This is a genomic window from Kribbella sp. NPDC050820, assembly GCF_040653975.1.
Classification (GTDB): domain Bacteria; phylum Actinomycetota; class Actinomycetes; order Propionibacteriales; family Kribbellaceae; genus Kribbella.
Genome location: NZ_JBFAHB010000014.1, coordinates 27711 through 43687, shown reverse-complemented (window position 1 = coordinate 43687; position 15977 = coordinate 27711). Strand labels below are relative to the sequence as shown.

The window sequence follows — 15977 nt, the reverse complement described above, 5'->3', positions numbered from 1 at the left end:
TCATGGTCCGGCCGAGGTTCGCCTCGGCCGGTCGACCGTTCTGGATCCTGGCCGGCACGTACTTGGTGATGCTCGCCGTTCTGTGCGCCTCGCTCGCGACCTGGGCGGTCAGCTGGCCGATCGCGGCCTGCCTGTACGTCGTGCTGGTCGCCGTGCTGGCGCTGATGTTCTGGGTCACCTTCCGTGACGCCGGATTCTCGATCGATGCCGAGACCGTCGCCTACAAGGCGAGCGCCTGGGGACCGCCGAGGGTGCTGCCCCGCGCCGGGCTCGTGCGGGTGCTCTCGATCGGCCGGGTCAAGTGGTCGCTGCCGATCGGCATCCTGGTGATCCTTGCGGCGGACGGTAACCGGATCGGCGCCGCGCGCTGGCTGTGGTCGTCCGAGACGCTCGCCGAGGTGACCACGGCGATCGGGCTCCCGGTCGAGCATCGGGACGCCGTCGGCTCGCTGGAGATGATTCGCGAGCTCGGTGTCGACCCGGCGTTCAAACGCAACCCCCTGCACGCGCTCGTGCTGGTGGCCGCCGCGGGCGCCGGCGTCCTGATCGCCTGGCCGGTCGTCCGCGCGCTGCTGCTCTGAGACACGTTCACCGGACCGAGACGTGGGGATCGGTACGCTTGGCCGCGTGAGTCTTGCCGTGCGAGTGATTCCCTGCCTGGACGTCGATGCCGGGCGGGTGGTCAAGGGTGTCAACTTCATCGATCTGCGCGACGCCGGGGACCCGGTCGAGATGGCCAAGGTGTACGACGCGGAGGGCGCCGACGAGCTCACCTTCCTCGACATCACCGCGTCCTCGGGCTCCCGGGAGACGACGTACGACGTGGTCGGGCGGACCGCCGAGCAGGTGTTCATCCCGCTCACCGTCGGCGGCGGGGTCCGGGAGGCGGCCGACGTGGACCGGCTGCTGCGGGCCGGCGCGGACAAGGTCGGCATCAACACCGGCGCGATCGCCCGGCCGGAGGTGATCCGCGAGATCGCGCACCGCTTCGGCAACCAGGTGCTGGTGCTGTCCCTCGACGTACGGCGGGCGCCGGACCAGCCGAGCGGGTTCGAGGTGACCACGCACGGCGGCCGGAAGTCGGCCGGGCTGGACGCGATCGAGTGGGCCCAGCGCGGGTGTGAGCTGGGGGCGGGGGAGATCCTGCTGAACTCGATGGACGCCGACGGGACGAAGCAGGGTTTCGACCTGGAGCTGATCCGGGCGGTCCGGGCGGTGGTCGACGTACCGCTGATCGCGAGTGGGGGAGCGGGCGCGCCCGAGCACTTCCCGCCTGCGGTCGAGGCGGGGGCGGACGCCGTACTGGCGGCGAGCGTGTTCCACTTCGGCGACTTCCGGATCGCCGACGTGAAGAAGGCGCTGCGCGACGCCGGGATCGTGGTCCGGTGACCGTGGACACGCAGGAGACCGAGCGGTCCGAGCAGAACGAGCAGCTGGTCGCGGACATCGAGCAGCAGCTGTCGGCGCTGTTCCGGCGGTCGCGGTCGGCGTCGCTGCGGCTGGCCCGCCGGGTGCACCCGGACATGGATGCGGCCGGCTACGCGCTGATCTCCCAGATCGAGCTCGGCTCGGCCGGCGGTGGGGCGGGCGTGCGCGCGTCGGACGTCGCCCAGGCGCTCGGCCTGGACAAGTCGACCGTCAGCCGCGGCATCACCCAGTTGGAGACCCTCGGCCTGATCGAACGCGTCGGCGACCCCGACGACGGCCGCGCCCGCCTTCTCCGCCTCACCACCGTGGGAGCCGACCGCTTCGAAGCCATGCGCTCCCAACGCCAAACCGAGTTCCGAGCCATCCTCGACCGCTGGAACCCCACAGACCTGGCCGCCCTGGGCCGCCTACTAACCCGCCTCAACGACGACCTCACCTGAACCACCCGCCCTCCGCTCCGCTCCTCGCAGGGAGCGGTCAGCGCAGTTCGGCTTGGCCGTGTTTGTCGTTGCCGGTGGTGCGCCAGGCGGGCCAGGAGAGGTCGGTGTCGTTCCAGGTGAAGAGCGGGTCGTCCAGGGACGGGACGACGTACGTGTTGGCTTCGAAGCGGTTGTTGTTGGAGGTGTAGACGGCGGTGTCGCCGATGTCCTGGACGGCGCCGGTGAGTTGGCCGGCGGACATGGCGACCCGGTTGCCGTGCACCCAGACGTTGCGTACGACGTGCGGCCCGTGCGGCGCGGGGTCCTCGCCGGCCCGCCCACCGCTCTCGATCAGCGCGATCCCGTTGGCGTTGCCGCTGAGGTCGTTGCCCACGACCTCGATCAGCCCGGTCCCGCCCGACGACTGGATCTGGATCCCGGCCTCCCACGCCCAGCCGCTGTGCCGCCGGCCGTTCCCGGAGATCTCGTTGGACCGGATGACCGCGTCGTAGCTGATCTCGTGCTGGATCCCGGCGCCCCAGTTCCCGGTGATCCTGTTCGACGAGTACTCGGTGTGGATGTTGCCGCCGTCGGTCCACAACCCCGGCCCGTAGTTGTCGTGGACGTAGTTGTGCGTGACCGTGTGCCGCTCGGTGTGCCAGCTCTTGCTGCCACCGGCCTCCCACCCGGACGAGTACCCGGCCGCCCCGTTGAACGAGATCTCGTTGCCGCCGACCAGCGACCCGTTGCCCCAGGCACCGAAACCGAGCTGCCCCTGGTGGTGCACGAAGTTCCCGGTCGCGACCGCGCCGTCGGCCAGCCCCAGGCCGACGCCGTGGTTGAGCCGCACCTCGTTGTTCAGGATCCGCCACCCCGACCCCATCGCGTACGGCGTGACCTGCCGACTCTCGACCGCAGCCACCTGAGCCTCGTTCGCCGCCTGCTCGAGAACAAGGTTCGCCACCGTCACGTCGTCAGCGGTCGCCTGGACGAGACTGGGCGCGACGGCCTGCTCGACCAAGCGCCCACGCGGGTCCGCACCGATCGTGATCGAGTTCGCCGCGTAGTCCGCATAGACCGTCCCGCTGGTCACGGCCGACCTCGAGCCCACCCGCGTCAACCGCTGCTTGTCGACGAAAACGTCCTCCGCATACGTACAGGTCGGCGCGTATTCCAGACACTCGCCGTGGTAGCTCGGCTCCGGCGACAGGAACCCAGTAGTCGACCAGACCGACCCATCCTGCCGCCACCCGCTCAACACCTTCGCCCCACTGACCACCGCACCCTGCAGCCCGATCAGCGAGTCGCCCTTCTTAGGCGTCAGCGGTTGCTCCAGCCGGAAAACGCCGGAAGAGAGGCAGTACGTCGTACCCGCTGGATGCGCGTCGATCACACCCTGCACGTCCTCGGACGGACCGACCGACACGCCATCACAAGAGCGAGGCCCCGGCCCGACCGGACCGGTGGGCCCCGGCCGACCAGCCGGCGTGAACTCGGTCGACTCGTCAGCGCCACCCAACGACCACGACACCGCAGCCACCACCGCCACCAGCGCGCAGGCGGCCGCAATCCACCGCCGCGGATGTCTCACGGCGAGCGGAACCATGGCCGGACCGTCGTCACCGCCACCCCGATCCCGAAGAGGGTCCACAGCAACGCCGCAACCTGCGGCCCCTCCAGCTGTGGATCGAAGAAGCAGGAAACGAGCACAGCCGTGGTCACCATCAGGCAGAGCACGCCCACCTGACGCCGGGTGTGCTGCCCTTCACTCGTCAGGCGCCGGCAGCCGGCGACCATACGCCAGTACCAGCCCACCCACAGGGCGATCCACAACGCGAAGCCGACGAGCCCCATCCGGGCCAGGATGTGCAGGTGCGAGTTGTGCGGACTCCGCAGGGTGTCCTTGCCCGCGTCGAGTACGCCGACCTCGCTGGCCAGGTTCTGCCCGAACCCGGACCCGTCGACGAGATGACCGTCCTCGATCTGCTTGTCGAGGATCCGCGTCCACAGTTGCTGACGGCCCTCGACCGTGCCGCCGAGGTTGCCGGGGGAGTCCTGCCCGCCGAGGCTCACCACGTTGGCCACCAACTGCGAGGCCGAGAACTCCCGCCCCTGCAGCCCAGGCATCGGCACCTTCAGCGACAGCAGCGAAGCCACACCCAGCCCGACGACCATCACGAGTACGACGCGAGCCGCGAGACCGACCCGGTTGCGCAGAAACGCCAACCCGACCGCGCCACCGGCCAGCACGCCGAGCAGCCCACCCCGGTTCTGGGTGGCGGCGAGCGCGACCACCAGCAGAGCCATCAAACTCCAGCCCACCCGGCTCCGGGCACTGCGCTCACCGGGCAGCAGCCACATCAGGCCGAGCACGAGCAGCGCCGCAATCGCCGCACTCCCGGACTTGTGCGACAGCACCGAGACCGTGGTGAACGGAACCACAGGCGCCTTCGGAGACAGCGGATAGAGGATCACGGCGATCGGCAGCCACAGCAGCAGCCACGGCGTCAGCCGGTGGAGCCCGCCGATCCACCGGTCGAGCAGCTCCGGCGACCGGGCCAGCGCGCCGACCATGAAGAACGCGAACAGGCAGTAGAGCCACAGCACGGCGTCCCGCAGCGCGTCCATCTGGTACGTCGCCACGCCAGGCGCCGTCCGGATCAGTCCCCAGACCGCGAACGCGCCGAGCAACGCGAACACCGACTCGTCCCGCACCGGCGCCTTGAGGTACTGCGTCGACACCGCGGCAGCCGCCGCGCCGACCCCGAGCACCATCTCGCCGACGAACAACGGACTGCCCGGCAGGTGCAGGTAGGCGAAGGCCCGGTCGAACAGCAGGTACCCCGCCAGCAGAACACCGAGCAGACGGCCGTACAGGACCCACGGCCGCCCCGGGGTGTCCGGCGACGCGGCGCGCAGGAGACGTCGGGCAACGACGGGCGAGGACATCCCGGATCAACCTCGCGGCGCGCCCGCCGACGTACGACGCTCCTTCGGTGGGCGCCGGAAGGCCAGCAACTCCGCCGAAGGCAGAGCCTGCGGACCGGTCCGGTGCCTGGCCTGGGCGACGATCCAGTCGCGCAGCCGCCGGACGGATCTCGCCCCACGGCCCGCCCGGCGGAACACGTAGCCGACGAGGTTCGGCTCGACCTGCTCCAGCCGCTCGACCATCGCGACATGGTCCTCGACCGGATCGCCGGCGCCGAGGACGACGACGGTCGCGTCGGAGCTCTGCGCCAGTTCCATGGCGTTGGCCACCTTCAGGACCGCCGGACTGTCGATCAGCACGAACTCGAAGGACTTCTTCGCCTCGGTGATCAGCCCTTCCACGGCGTCGGCGTACACCGAACCTGTGGTTCGCCGTACTCGGGACGGGCCGGCGCGGAGGACGGTGACGTCCGCGTTCAGCGGGCTGGGCTCGATGCACTCCGACACCGGACGGGACCCGGCCACGACCTGCTCGAAGCCGTCGGACTCCGGACTGCCCGGGAGCAGCAAGCCGGTGAGAGTGCGACTGGTGGTGTCGGCGTCGACCGCGAGCACCAGCCGACCGCTCTCGGCCAGGGCAAGTGCGACGTTCGCGACGACTGCACTCCGCTCGGAGTTGCTGTTCGCCGAGACAAAGACGAGGGCGAGTTCGTCGCCGTGTGCAGCGTACAGACGTTCGACCGAGCCGGCGGTGAACCGGAACGCCTCGGCTGCCGGCGACTGGGGGCTGACGGCCATCGGCAGTTGGCCGGCGGTCGACAGGCCGGACAGGATCCCGCCTCGCCTGGTCGGCGGGATGTCGCCGACGAGTGGCGCCTCGTAGATGGCGACCGCGTCGAGCCGATCGTCGATGCAGCGGCGGCGACTCGCTCGCCAGAACGCCAGCCCGGCGCCCAGGACCAGACCGGCCAGCAGCCCGATCGCACCGGACCGCTTGGCGTTGCCGTTGATCGGCACCTGCGGTTCGGCGGCCCAGGCGAACGTCGGGTCACCGGCCAGGTCGAGTTGCAGGTCGACCAGGGTCTTCGTCCGCTGGTTCAGCAGGTCGGCCACCTGGCCTTGCGCCCGGCTGTCCTTGATCGCCCGGTCGATGGCGGCCACGGCGGCCGCGCCCTGCGCGGCGATGGCGGCGGACCGTACGTCGTCGAACGCCTGCAGTACTGCGTTCGCGCCGGCCTGCGCCACCTTCGGGTCCGGCCAGGTGAACGTCAGCGCGACGATGCTCGACCCGAAGCTGCCTGGTGCCGCCTGCTCCGGGGGCGTGATCTCCAGCGACGTGTTCTCACCTGCGAAGTCTCCGCGGGTGAGCACGTTGTCGTTCAGCGCCGCGTTGGCGATCCGGGCAGCGCGCTCGGCGACTTCCTGGGACTGCAGCAGCAGCACCTGGCTGTCGAAGTACTGCGTTCTGGCCTCGCCCTGCGCGAACGTGGTCTGCGGCACTGTCACCGTCGCGTACGCGCGGAAGACCTCCGTCTGCAGGACGGAGTACCCCGTCGCCGCCGCGGTCGTCAGCACCGCGATGGCCAGCACCATCAGCCGGTACCGGCGGACTGCCCCCACCACCGTCGGCTCGAAGCGTGCCTGTTCGATTTTGGTCGCCCTCACTGCCCCACCTCAGTCGTTCCCCTGGACTTCGGTGCACCCCAGCCCCAACAACAGGAAGTGCTTCCCCCTCGCAGGAATCATAGACGGAGAGTCGCCAAAAGTGACCAGGCCCGATTAAAAATGCACCCTCTGTATTCGGAACTCGACACTCGCTCCATATGGTTGCAGAAACCAACTATCTAGGCATATAGTTGGGTTATGCAACTAGCTCGTGAATCCCTCGTCCCGGGGACAGCGCGGGACATGCCGGCCCAGGAGCTGCTCGAAGGGGTCAGCTCGCTGGTGCGCGCGGTGCGTTGTGTCGAGCATCGGCACCTGGCGCCCGACGGCGGGCTGCGACGGTCCGACGCGAGTGTGCTCAAGGTCCTGCTCAGGGACGGCGAGCAGCGTGGCGGCGAGATCGCGGCCAAGCTCGGCGTCGACGCCTCCGTGGTGAGCCGGCAGTTGACCGCCCTCGAGGCCGACGGACTGGTGAGCCGTCGGCCGGACCCGGCTGACGCCCGGGTCGGGCTGGTCAGCCTCGCGCCGCTCGGCAAGGCCCAGCTCGAAGCCCTCTACTCCTCCTACACCGAGCATCTTCGTGCCGCCCTCGCGGATCTCGACGACGACGCCCTGCTCGCTGCTGCGCAGACCATGCAGCGGATCGCGCACGCGATCACCGAGGTCACCAAGAGCGCGCGGCGTACCCGATCGACTGGAGACCGATGACTGTCACCGAGACCCGGCGGGAACTGCCCAGCGCGCCGGAACTCACCCACCGCGAGATCCTCGAGATCCTGGCTCCGGCCAGCTGATCACCCGGTTCGGCAAGTGGAAGCGCTACTTGATTGCCGGTGGCATCCTTCTGGTCGCCAGCCTGCTGGTGCTCGGCACGATCGACCACACCACGCCGTACTGGTACGTCGGAGTCGGCATGCTGGCGATGGGTCTGGGCATGGGCATGACCATGCAGAACCTCGTCCTCGCCGTGCAGAACACCGTCGACGTGAGCCAGATCGGCGCGTCGAGTGCGACGGTCGCGTTCTTCCGCAGCCTGGGTGGGGCGGTCGGCGTGTCGGTCCTGGGCGCCGTACTCGCGGTGCGGGTGAAGGACCTGATCGTGCAGGGTGTGCTCGCCGGACCCGGTGGCGCCGAAGCGGCGCGGAAGTTGCAGGAAGGCGGTTCCGGGAGCACGAGCCTGCTCGACGTCGGTCACCTGCCGCCGCAGCTGGCCGAGCTGGTGCGGCAGTCGTACGGCGATGCGACCGGCCGGATCTTCCTGATCGCGGCAGCCTGTGCGGTGGTCAGCCTGATCGCGGTCCTGTTCATCAAGGAGGTCCCGCTGCGCCGGACGGTCGCCAGGCTCGACGTCGACGACGACTAGAGGTCGGGCGGCTGCAGGCAATCGAGGTCGCGGGTGCGGATGATGGGGGAGCGGATCAGCCACAGTACGGCGAGGAAGCCGCCGGCCGCTGAGATCAGCAAGGTCTCGCGGACGCCGATCCAGGTCCCGAGGAAGCCGCCGACCACAGCGCCGAGCGGGCGGACGCCGTAGTTGATGCTGCTGAACGCTCCCGCGACGCGGCTGCGCATGTGGTCGTGGGTGACCGCGGCCTGCAGTGAGTTGAGCGGTACGTCGAAGCACATCACGGCGAACGCCCCGATGAACTCGGCGGCGGCCAGTGCGGTGGCCCGGGCCCAGGTCGGTCCGTCCGCCAGCGCCGCGATCGCGATCGATCCCGGGAAGATGATCGAGCTCGCCGCGATCACCCGGCCGGCGCCGAAGATCCGGCTCAGCGGTGACGCGGCGAGCGCGCCGAGCAGTCCGCCGGAGGCGCCGATGCCGAAGGCCAAGCCGATCGTGCCGGCGGACAGCTCGAGGTTGCGGCTGGCGAACAGCACCAGCAGCGCCAGGCTGATCAGGTTGAAGAAGTTCACCGTCGTCGCGCAGCCGAGGCTGCGGCTCAGGTACGGGTGGTGCAGCAGGTAGCGCATCCCGGCCCGGGCGCGGTGGAGCAGCGGTTCGGTCGACTCCTCGGTCGGGCCCGGCGGTGTCTTCAGGCGGCCGAGCTGGACCGCCGCCACCAGGAACGAGAACGCGTCCACCAGGATCGCGACCGGCGCGGTCAGCCACTGGACGAGAGCACCGGCGACCGCGGGTCCGCCCATGAACGAGATCGACCGGGTCGCGGAGAGCTTGGAGTTCGCCTCGAGGAACTTGTCGCGAGGAACCAGCCGGACGAAGAACGAGGCGTACGACGTACCGAACACGACGTCGGCGATCCCGGCCAGGACGGCGATCGCGTAGAGGTGCCCGAGAGTCAGCAGATCCAGCCAGTACGCGGCCGGAAGGCTGAGCAGCAGGATTGCCCGGAAGACGTCGGCAGCGATCATCAGCCGACGCTTGTCGGGCCGGTGGTCGACCCAGGTGCCGATGAACAGCGATGCGATGTTCGGCAGCCAGACCGCGGCGGTCAGGAAGCCGACCTGCGCGGGCGTGGCATCGAGCAACAGGACGGCGATCAGCGGCAGCGCCAGCTCGGTCACCCGGTCGCCGAACTCGGACACGGTCTGCGCGGACCAGAACCGGCGGAACTGCCGGTCCCGCCAGAGACTCGTCGTGGCGGTCAGAGTCTTCATCGTCGGGCTCCGATCAGTTCGGTGCTTCAGGCAACGACATGCGGAGGTAGCGGACCGCGCGGGCGTCCGCGGGCGCGCCTTCCTCGCCACGCTGGACGTACGGCGCGAGCAGTTGCTCGATGGCGTCCTCGACGGCCTCGGCCTCGGCGGCGGTGAGGACCAGCCGGGTGTTCGCCGAGCCGGCCAGCCGGCTCCACTCGGGATCGAGCTCGGGCTCGGTCTCGACCAGCCACTGCTGAGCGGACTCCAGCGCCTGGTTCATCATCTCGGTCCGGAGCAGCCGGCCGGCCTCGTTGCCCTCGGGGGTGTCCGGCATCTCGTACCGGAACCCGCGGGCCACCGCCTTCCACCACCGCTGTCGCTTGTCCCCGTCCGGCGGCTGCTCGTCGACCACCAGGCCGAAGTTGGCCAGGTGGCGCAGGTGCCAGCTGGTGACGGACGGCGACGCGCCCACGTGCTCGGACAACTGGGTGGCGGTCGCCGGGCCGTTCTTCTGCAGCCAGCTCAGCGCGGCCAGCCGGACGGGATGCGCCAGCGCCCGCATCGCCTGCGGGTCGGTGATCTCGAAGTCGCCGTACGGATTTCTGAGAGACATGTTTCGAGAGTAGTCTCTCAGATATCGTGAGAGCAACCTCTCAGATCTGGATCGTGCGTCGCCAGATGTCGCTGATCAGGTCGGGGCGCATGCCGACCGAGGTGTAGAGACCGACCGCCGGGGTCGGGTTGGAGCTGTCGACGTGCAGGATGGTGCCGGTCCGGCCGGCCGCGGCGTCGGTGGCGAACGTGTCGTGCAGCAGGTACTTCGCGAGCCCCTTCCCGCGCGCCTCGGGTACGACGGCCAGCCGGCCGACGTACCCGCAGTTGACGGTGCTGACGAAGTTGTCGTTGCACTCGCAGACCGCGACCGCCCGCCCGTCGAGCTCGACCGTGGTGAGCTGCGACCAGTCGAACGTCGACCGGCTCTCCCGCGACGCCACCCAGTCGTCGTACGGCCGCGGATCCGCTCCCGGCTGCGTCCGGAACGCCTCCACGAGTACGGCGTGCGCCGCCCGCCGACTCGGCTCGTCCAGGGCTCCGCGCCGTACCGCCGCTCCGGCCGGAACCGCCGGCCGCGCGACGGCGCCATCGAAGTTGATCCGCATCCGGTGGATCGACGTACTGATCGAGAAGCCCTTCGCAGCCACGATCTCCGGCATGAACTCGTCCTGCCGGATCACACCGATGCTGACCACCACGTCACCGGGCCCAGCCTCCCCAGCCCGCTGAAGCCCGCGCTCGATCAGCCACTCCGCAACCGCCGGGATCTCGCTCAACGCCTCCAGATCCACCCGCGACCCATCACTGTTGACGGCCGCCGTCCCCGACCCGGCAAACTCTCCGCCGCTGTCGACCACGACCCGCCCATCGCGCGCCGGATCGAACCCCGGATCCCGCAGATAGTTGGCAACATCCTCAAAACTGTGCTTCGCAAACCCAAGCAACGCAGTCGTATAAGCCCCCGACCGCTCCGCAATCAGCCGAGCATCCTCAACCGTCATCGGCCGGGCAGTGAAGGTGTTGGGGAGTACGGCGGTCATTCCGTCATCGTCGGGAATGGCCGCCGTACTGTCCAAGGGTTTAGCAGGCCTTGTCCCAGTCGAGTTCGCAGGCGGTCTCGGTGGTGGTCTTGAAGGCCGTCGCGGTCTGGTTGGGCCAGGACGCGAGGGTTACGCCTACTGCGTCCTCGATGGAGCGGGGGCTGACCAGGTAGTTGTTGCTGATCATCGAGAAGACCAGCTCGCGGCCATCAGCCGTGGTGACGTAGCCGGACAGTGACGTCACGCCGGTGAGTGAGCCGGTCTTGCCGTGCAGGTTGTTGGCGGCCGGGGTGTTGGCCATCCGGCTGCGCAGCGTGCCGCCGATGAAGCGTTGCGGGTTGCCGGCGATCGGCAGGGCGTCGTACCACTGCTGCCACCACGGCTCTTTCTGCACTCCGATCAGCAGGTCGGTGATGCTGTCGGCGGTGACGTTCACCTTGCGCGACAGGCCGGAGCCGTCGGACAGCCGGATCGTGCTGCTGTCGACGCCGACGCTCTGGGCGTAGTCGCTGACCACGCCCAGGCCGGCCGGCCAGGTCCCCGATGCCTCGGCGACTGCGCCCATCGCCTTGACCAGCGTCTCGGCGTGCATGTTGTTGGACAGCTTGAGGAACGGGTTCATCAGTTCGCCGACCGTCATCGACTCGTCCCGGGCGAGCACCCGGGCAGCGGCGGGGGAGGCCGCGGCCTTGACGTTGCCGACGACACTGATGCCCTGCGCCGCGAGCGCACGCTTGAACACGTCGGCGGCGTACAGTTCGGGCTCCCAGACCGTCACCCACTCCTGGCCGACGGACGCGCCGAGCGGCACGGAGCCGGTCACCCGCACGATGTTGGTGCCGTGCTCCCGCTCGATGCTCAGCGTGTTCGCCGAGCCGGCCGCGCCGGTCTTCGCGGTGTTCACGAGCTTGAGTACGCCGTTCGCCGGGACCAACGCGAGCTGGACCGGGGCCCCGGCAGTCGCACCAGGCCGGCTTTCGACGATCGCCGTACCGGAGTCGTAGTCGGTGTTCGGGGCGAGCGTGAGGGCGGAGATCTGCGCCGAGTAGTAGAACGGCTCGTCGTCCCAGGCCCAGCTGTCGCCGAGCCGGACGGCGTCGAAGTACGTGTCGTCCGCGACCAGGTCACCGACGACGCGCTGCACGCCGGACTCGGCGAGCTGCTTGGCCAGGGCGACGTAGTCGGACTCGAGCGCGGTCGGGTCGCCGTACCCCTTGAGGTAGAGGCTGCCGAGCAGAGCGCCGCGCTGGACCGGGCCGGTCGCCAGCACATCGGTGTGGAAGCGGTACGACGGGCCGAGCACGTCCATCGCGGCTGTTGACGAGAAGAGCTTGGTGTTCGAGGCGGGCAGCATTCGCGTGCCGCCGTTCCGGTCGTACAACGTCTCGCCCGTCGTCGCGTCCCGGACCACCAGCGCGACCTGCGACCCGTTGTAGCGGCTGTCGTTCAGCAGGCTGTCCAGGCGCTCCTGCAGCGGTGTTGCTTGTACGGTCGCCGGCGCCCCGGCCGACTGCGTGACCACCCCACCGACCGCGGTCGCGAGCACGGCAGCGACGGCGATCACCCCGCGTCCCGACACTCTCGGTAAATGCCTCACGAGAACACCCCTCTATCCAGGCGGAATCCAACTAGCGGGAGTCAACACCCCGGAACGCCCTGGGTCCAGTGATGACCTCTGGTCATCCAGGTGAATCGATGGAAAAGTTCGGTCCACAGGTATCCGCCCCCACCTGAGGAGTCCCGTATGCGACGACTTCTGCCGGCCTTGCTCGCCCTGCTCAGCCTCGCCGCCTTCCTGTCCCCGCCGGTCCACGCGGCCACCACCGCGGCCGTCTTCCCGGCCCAGATCATCGGGGAGGACTTCCCGGATCCGGACGTGTTCGAGAAGAACGGCACCTGGTACGCCTACTCGACCAACAACGGCCGCGGCCACGTCCCGGTCGCGACCGCCCCGAGCGCGAACGGGCCCTGGACGATCCGCGGCGACGCGATGCCGGGTGGACCGTCGTCCGGCTGGGCGCAGTCCGGCCGCACCTGGGCTCCGGACGTCTTCCCGAACCCGGACGGCTCCTACACCCTGACCTACACCGCCTGGCACAAGGCGTCCGGCCGGCAGTGCATCGGCGTCGCCACCGGATCCTCGCCGCTCGGGCCGTTCGCCCCGGTCGGCAGCCAGCCGCTGATCTGCCCGCTCGAAATCGGCGGCGCGATCGACGCGAACACGTTCGTCGCGAACGACGGCACCCGCTACCTGCTCTGGAAGAACGACGGGAACGCGATCGGCCAGCCGTCGACCCTCTGGCTGACGCGTACGGCGAACAACGGCACGGCCCTGGTCGGCGGCAACTCGACGCTGCTCACCTCGAGCGGGGTCATCGAGGCGCCCGATCTGGTCCAGCGCGGCAGCCAGTTCGTCCTGTTCTACTCCAGTGGCGGCTACACCGACTGCAACTACCTGACGTCGTACGCGACGGCTCCTAGCCTGAGCGGGCCGTGGACGACGGCCTTCCGGCCGCTGATGACGACCGGGACGTTCGACAACCACATCTGTGGTCCGGGTGGCGCGGACTTCGTCGGCGACAAGGTGTTCGTGCACGGATGGGTCGGCGGGTCGCGGCACCTGTACGTCGCCGATCTCGGGTACGCGAACGACTACCCGGTGGTCCGCGGCAGCCGCGTCCGGTACGAGGCCGAGCGCGGGACGCTGAACCACTGTGTGGTCCGGTCGAACGCAGCCGGGGCTTCGGACGGGAAGGTGGTCGCGTACATCGACTACGCCGACTCCTGGGTGGAGAACACTGTGCTCGCTCCGGTTGCAGGCAGTTACTCCCTGCATGTGGGGTACGCGAACGGCTCGGGTGCCACCGCGAGCCACGGGCTTGTTGTCAACGGCAACAGCCAGGGGTCGGTGAGCTACCCGGTGACCGGCTGGGACAACTGGCGGCAGAGCTCGGTCTCCATCACCCTGAACGCCGGCTGGAACACCATCCGCCTGACCAAGGGCAACTTGTACGCCGAGGTGGACTACCTGGAAGTGCAGTGAAGACGCCGCCTTCGGCGGCGGAGAGGGGAGGGGAGGTCGACTACCTGGAGGTTCAGTGACGGGTCAGGGATGGCCCGGGAACCACCCCCTGGTTGCGTGGCGTGATGCGGCTGGACTGGACCATGCCTCGTAGGCTCGGTACAGCACAGCGGCAGCGACGGGGAGTACTACCAGGAGATGGCGAAACCACCAGAGCAGGTGTCCGGTGACCGGCGGCGGCGACGACCGGTCTGGCTGGACCTCGGCCGTCGTACCGGCCGGGGCCTGCAGGCGATGCTGTTCGGCGGCCTGGCCTCGCTGATCTCGCTGGTCATCACGTTCTGGACGCTGCCGCAGATCAGCAGCGACGGTAGTGTGCCGATCCTGCGGCTGGTCGTGCTGCTGGCCGTGTTCAGCATGCTGATGCGCTGGGTGCTGGCCGGGATCGCGATCCTGATCGGCTCGATCGGCGTCCTGGTCGGCGGGCTGCTGTCCCAGTTCGGCGTCGTCTACCTCGGCATCACCGTCGACCCCGGCGTCAACCTGCACGGCGGAGTCGAGGCGGCGCTGCTGGTCGCGATCGTGATGTCCTCGGTCAGCGCGTTCGTCGGCTGGGTCGCGTACGCCGGCAGTGACGACGCGTACGTCGCCGAAGTGATGCGGGTCGTGCACCGCCGGGCCCGCAAGCTCACGCCGGCGCCGAAGACCGGGATGCTGATCATCCAGATCGACGGACTGTCCGCGCCGCTGCTGAACTGGATGGTGCTGGCCGGCAACCTGCCGAACCTGGGCGGCTGGATCCGGGACGGCAAGCACTCGCTGGTGGGCTGGCACACCGGTGTGCCGTCGACCACCCCGGCCAGCCAGGCCGGCATCCTGCACGGCGGCTCCCGGCAGATCCCGGCGTTCCGGTGGTACGAGAAGGACTCCGCCCGGGTGATCGTGACCAACCGCGGCCGGGACGCCGCCGAGCTCGAGGCCCGGATGTCGACCGGCCGTGGCCTGCTCGCCGATGGCGGTGTCAGCATCAGCAACAACTGGTCCGGCGACGCGGACCGGTGCGAGCTCGTGTTCAGCCGCGCCTCGCTGCCGAGCCACCGCAGCCGCGGGTACGTCCGCTTCTTCTCCAGCCCACAGGGTGCCGCCCGCGGCCTGGTGCTGTGCGTCGCCGAGATCGTCAAGGAGCTCCACCAGGCCCGGCGCCAGCGGGCGCGGCACCTGGTCCCGCGGGTCAAGCGCGGCAGCCCCTACATCTTCCTGCGCGCGATCACCAACGTCCTCCTTCGCGACCTGAACGTCTCGCTGATCACCGACGAGCTGGTGAAGGGCACCCCGGTCATCTACTGCGACTTCGTCGACTACGACGAGGTCGCCCACCACGCCGGCCCGACCCGCGCGGAGTCGCTGCAGACCCTCGAAGGCCTGGACCGCGTCCTCGGTGCGTTGCAGCGGATCATCGACACCCTGCCGCACTCGTACGAGATCGTGGTCCTGTCCGACCACGGCCAGAGCCAGGGCTCGACCTTCTTCCAGCGCTACGGCCGGACGCTCACCGAGGTGGTCGACGATCTGGTCGACACCACCAAGGAGCCGGTGGCCGCGGTCGGCAAGGCCGAGGGCTGGGGTCCGGTGAACGCGTTCCTGACCGAGCTCAGCCTGCGCCGCAGTGTGGCTGGATCGGTCACCCGGAAGGCACTCCACGGCAAGGCCAGGGGCGGCGAGGTGGAACTCGGCCCGAAGGACTGCGAGCCGCAGATTGCCGCGGACGAGCAGGTGGTGGTCACGTCGTCGGGCAACCTGGCCCTGATCTACCTGGCGACCACACCCGGCCGGGTGCCGCTGGAGGAGATCGAGCTACTGCATCCGAAGCTGATTCCCGGGCTGGCGACCCACCCGGGCGTCGGGTTCGTCGTGGTCGACTCGCTCGCCGAGGGGCCGGTCGCGATCGGCCGAGCCGGGGTGCACGTACTGCGGAGCGGCCGGATCGAGGGTGAGGACCCGTTGACGCCGTACGGGCCGTTCGCGATCGCGTCGATGCTGCGGCAGGCCGAGATGCCGCACAACGGGGACATCGTGGTGATCAGCCGGCTGGACGACTACACCCACGAGGTGGCCGCGTTCGAGGAACTGGTCGGGTCCCACGGCGGCATCGGCGGCTGGCAGACCGAGGCGGTGCTGGTGCACCCGAGCCGTTGGGAAGTCGACGAACCTCCCGTAGGCTCCGACGCGGTCCACGCACTGCTGATCAGCTGGCTCGAGCACCTCGGCCACCGCAAGGACCTCCGGGAGCCAGTCGAGTCGAAGGTGGAGGCCTGAAGC

14 protein-coding genes are annotated in these 15977 nt (G+C 69.5%); 7 read left to right on the top strand and 7 right to left on the bottom strand.

Features of this window, described 5'->3' with window-relative positions; genetic code table 11:
• Positions 1-2: 2 nt before the first annotated feature.
• The 3 genes from AB0H36_RS15215 to AB0H36_RS15205 are packed head-to-tail and all read left to right on the top strand — an operon-like array spanning position 3 to position 1868.
• The gene (locus AB0H36_RS15215; protein ID WP_360522215.1) at positions 3-581 is read left to right on the top strand and encodes a hypothetical protein; all 579 of its coding nucleotides are present in this window, start codon (positions 3-5) and stop codon (positions 579-581) included.
• Between the two features lie 46 nt (positions 582-627).
• Positions 628-1389 carry an imidazole glycerol phosphate synthase subunit HisF gene (gene hisF, locus AB0H36_RS15210; protein ID WP_360522212.1) on the top strand — a complete coding sequence of 254 codons (762 nt, stop codon included), beginning with the start codon at positions 628-630 and terminating at the stop codon, positions 1387-1389.
• Positions 1386-1868 carry a MarR family transcriptional regulator gene (locus AB0H36_RS15205; RefSeq protein WP_360522209.1) on the top strand — a complete coding sequence of 161 codons (483 nt, stop codon included), beginning with the start codon at positions 1386-1388 and terminating at the stop codon, positions 1866-1868. The genes hisF and AB0H36_RS15205 overlap by 4 nt, the downstream gene beginning before the upstream one ends.
• Before the next feature lie 37 nt (positions 1869-1905).
• On the opposite strand, the gene AB0H36_RS15200 is transcribed toward AB0H36_RS15205, so the two are convergent.
• From AB0H36_RS15200 to AB0H36_RS15190, 3 genes are all read right to left on the bottom strand, one after another.
• On the bottom strand, positions 1906-3273 hold the full coding sequence (locus AB0H36_RS15200) for a right-handed parallel beta-helix repeat-containing protein (RefSeq protein ID WP_360522206.1): 1368 nt from the start codon (positions 3271-3273) through the stop codon (positions 1906-1908).
• 161 nt (positions 3274-3434) lie between these two features.
• On the bottom strand, positions 3435-4796 hold the full coding sequence (locus AB0H36_RS15195) for an O-antigen ligase family protein (protein ID WP_360522203.1): 1362 nt from the start codon (positions 4794-4796) through the stop codon (positions 3435-3437).
• A 6-nt stretch (positions 4797-4802) separates the two neighbouring features.
• Positions 4803-6440 (bottom strand): Wzz/FepE/Etk N-terminal domain-containing protein, encoded by a 1638-nt coding sequence (locus tag AB0H36_RS15190; protein WP_360522200.1) that lies wholly within the window; start codon positions 6438-6440, stop codon positions 4803-4805.
• Between the two features lie 198 nt (positions 6441-6638).
• Between AB0H36_RS15190 and AB0H36_RS15185 the strand changes: the two genes are divergently transcribed.
• Together AB0H36_RS15185 and AB0H36_RS15180 are read left to right on the top strand one after the other, a co-directional pair.
• Positions 6639-7148: a MarR family transcriptional regulator gene (locus AB0H36_RS15185; protein WP_360522197.1), complete on the top strand. Its 510-nt coding sequence runs from the start codon at positions 6639-6641 to the stop codon at positions 7146-7148.
• Between the two features lie 115 nt (positions 7149-7263).
• Positions 7264-7803: a hypothetical protein gene (locus AB0H36_RS15180; protein ID WP_360522194.1), complete on the top strand. Its 540-nt coding sequence runs from the start codon at positions 7264-7266 to the stop codon at positions 7801-7803.
• Here the strand turns inward: AB0H36_RS15180 and AB0H36_RS15175 are convergent.
• The 4 genes from AB0H36_RS15175 to dacB are packed head-to-tail and all read right to left on the bottom strand — an operon-like array spanning position 7800 to position 12200.
• On the bottom strand, positions 7800-9059 hold the full coding sequence (locus AB0H36_RS15175) for an MFS transporter (RefSeq protein WP_360522191.1): 1260 nt from the start codon (positions 9057-9059) through the stop codon (positions 7800-7802). The two genes, AB0H36_RS15180 and AB0H36_RS15175, sit on opposite strands and share 4 nt — an antisense overlap.
• 13 nt (positions 9060-9072) lie before the next feature.
• Positions 9073-9654 carry a helix-turn-helix domain-containing protein gene (locus AB0H36_RS15170; protein ID WP_360522188.1) on the bottom strand — a complete coding sequence of 194 codons (582 nt, stop codon included), beginning with the start codon at positions 9652-9654 and terminating at the stop codon, positions 9073-9075.
• 40 nt (positions 9655-9694) lie between these two features.
• Positions 9695-10636, bottom strand: a complete 942-nt coding sequence (locus tag AB0H36_RS15165; RefSeq protein WP_360522185.1) for a GNAT family N-acetyltransferase — start codon at positions 10634-10636, stop codon at positions 9695-9697.
• A gap of 40 nt (positions 10637-10676) precedes the next feature.
• A complete protein-coding gene (gene dacB, locus AB0H36_RS15160; protein WP_360522182.1) occupies positions 10677-12200 on the bottom strand; it encodes a D-alanyl-D-alanine carboxypeptidase/D-alanyl-D-alanine-endopeptidase in 1524 nt (507 codons plus the stop codon).
• A gap of 180 nt (positions 12201-12380) precedes the next feature.
• Here dacB and AB0H36_RS15155 point away from each other — a divergent pair, with 180 nt between their 5' ends.
• Positions 12381-13679 carry a family 43 glycosylhydrolase gene (locus AB0H36_RS15155; RefSeq protein ID WP_360522179.1) on the top strand — a complete coding sequence of 433 codons (1299 nt, stop codon included), beginning with the start codon at positions 12381-12383 and terminating at the stop codon, positions 13677-13679.
• A gap of 177 nt (positions 13680-13856) precedes the next feature.
• On the top strand, positions 13857-15974 hold the full coding sequence (locus tag AB0H36_RS15150; protein ID WP_360522176.1) for a phage holin family protein: 2118 nt from the start codon (positions 13857-13859) through the stop codon (positions 15972-15974).
• Positions 15975-15977 lie beyond the last annotated feature (3 nt).

Excerpts from the sequence above, each read along its gene's own strand:
- AB0H36_RS15215 (WP_360522215.1), top strand. The coding sequence starts at position 3 with ATGGTCCGGCCGAGGTTCGCCTCGGCCGGTCGACCGTTCTGGATCCTG.
- AB0H36_RS15195 (WP_360522203.1), bottom strand. The coding sequence starts at position 4,796 with ATGTCCTCGCCCGTCGTTGCCCGACGTCTCCTGCGCGCCGCGTCGCCG.
- AB0H36_RS15185 (WP_360522197.1), top strand. The coding sequence starts at position 6,639 with ATGCAACTAGCTCGTGAATCCCTCGTCCCGGGGACAGCGCGGGACATG.
- AB0H36_RS15175 (WP_360522191.1), bottom strand. The coding sequence starts at position 9,059 with ATGAAGACTCTGACCGCCACGACGAGTCTCTGGCGGGACCGGCAGTTC.
- AB0H36_RS15170 (WP_360522188.1), bottom strand. The coding sequence starts at position 9,654 with ATGTCTCTCAGAAATCCGTACGGCGACTTCGAGATCACCGACCCGCAG.
- AB0H36_RS15165 (WP_360522185.1), bottom strand. The coding sequence starts at position 10,636 with ATGACCGCCGTACTCCCCAACACCTTCACTGCCCGGCCGATGACGGTT.
- AB0H36_RS15155 (WP_360522179.1), top strand. The coding sequence starts at position 12,381 with ATGCGACGACTTCTGCCGGCCTTGCTCGCCCTGCTCAGCCTCGCCGCC.
- AB0H36_RS15150 (WP_360522176.1), top strand. The coding sequence starts at position 13,857 with ATGGCGAAACCACCAGAGCAGGTGTCCGGTGACCGGCGGCGGCGACGA.